The following is a 1,439-nucleotide window of genomic DNA, read 5'->3' as shown; positions in this document are numbered from 1 at the left end:
GCCGTTCGGGATCATGGCTGGAGTTCGAGGTTGAGGCGTCGGGTGTAGTGGGCTTGGCGGGCTCGGGCTTGATGCTGGCGCCGCCAGTCTGACCAGCGCAGACGGTGGGCGAGGTTGCTGAGCGGGCGGATGATGCAGGCGTTGATCAGGCGCCGGACCTCGTTGACGGTGAGCTTGATCAGTCCGGTGTCGGCCGGGTTGTGGTCGGCGGCGTCGGCGGCGCAGATCGCCAGGACGGCGAGGGCGGCCAGGGCGAGGGTGGTGAACCGGTGCCAGGAGTCCCAGCGGCGGACCTGGTGCTGGTCGAGACCGACCTGGCCCTTGGCAGCTTGGAAGCTCTCCTCAACCGTCCAGCGGATGCCCGCGACCCGCACGAGTTGGGCCAGGGTGGCCGGTTGCGGGGTCCAGCAGCGGTAGAAGGCCAGCTCACCGGTGGTGGTGTTGCGGCGGATCAGGAGGCTGTGGTGGCCGCCGTCGTCGGGGTCGGCGTCGGTGCAGACGTCGTCGAGCCAGGCCCAGTCGTAGAAGCGTGGCCCTTTCGACCCGGCACCGGCGCTGCGACGTTGCCACGCCGAGGCCGGCAGCTCGGCGGCGACCCGGTCAGCCCGAACCCGGGTCTTGCCGCCGTCGAGTGGGACCAGGTGGCTGCGGGACACGGCCAGGACATAACCCAGGCGGTGGTGGCGTAGGTGGGCACGGAAGACGCTGCTGTTGCCATAGGCCTCGTCCGCGGCCGCCCACCCGGCCGGGACGCCGGCGTCGACGGCCGCGGTGATCATGTCGGCGGCCAGCTCGGACTTCGTGGCGAAGGCGACCTCGTCGGGAACCCCGGCGGCCTGGCATCGGTCCCGGTCATCGGTCCACGACACCGGCAGGTAGACCCGGCGGTCGATCAGCGTGTGCCCATGCCGGCTGGCATAGCCGCAGAACACCCCCACCTGCGCATTCTCGATCCTGCCGGCGGTGCCGGTGTACTGGCGTTGCACTCCGATGGTGTGCACGCCCTTCTTCAGGTCCCCGGTCTCGTCCACGACCAGCACCGCGTCCGGATCACCGAACCGGCCCACGACCACCGCCCGCACATCGTCGCGGACCGCATCGGCATCCCACACCGCCCGAGACAACAACCGCTGCATCGCGTCCGGCCGGGCATGCCCGGCCCGCTCCGCCAACTGCCAGCACGTCTTGACCTCGATGTCGGCCAGCAGTCCCGTCACGAACGCCGTCGCCGTCCGACGCGGCTCGACCCGCCCGAAGCGTCCCGCGAACGCATCGCACACCCCGGTCAGGACTTGCCGCCACCGGTCTGGGTTTACGCTGTGGCACGCGGCCACCGCCAGATCTGAAGTCATGTCCACAGCAGACAGACGATCACGCGGTGGCCGCACCTCGTCTACCCGGCCCCACCAGCGACATCTCAAACGGCGGCTGCCGTACTA

The 1,439-nt window shown here is 70.3% G+C and carries 1 protein-coding gene; it reads right to left on the bottom strand.

Going from position 1 to position 1,439, the window contains the following annotated elements:
• Positions 1 to 11: 11 nt before the first annotated feature.
• Complete coding sequence (locus tag FB455_RS34105) at positions 12 to 1,352, bottom strand: IS701 family transposase (RefSeq protein WP_278090470.1); 1,341 nt, start codon at positions 1,350 to 1,352, stop codon at positions 12 to 14.
• Positions 1,353 to 1,439 lie beyond the last annotated feature (87 nt).

It is taken from the genome of Micromonospora sp. CNZ296 (assembly GCF_007827635.1).
This window is presented reverse-complemented; position numbering and strand designations above follow the sequence as displayed.

Excerpts from the sequence above, each read along its gene's own strand:
- FB455_RS34105 (WP_278090470.1), bottom strand. The coding sequence starts at position 1,352 with ATGACTTCAGATCTGGCGGTGGCCGCGTGCCACAGCGTAAACCCAGAC.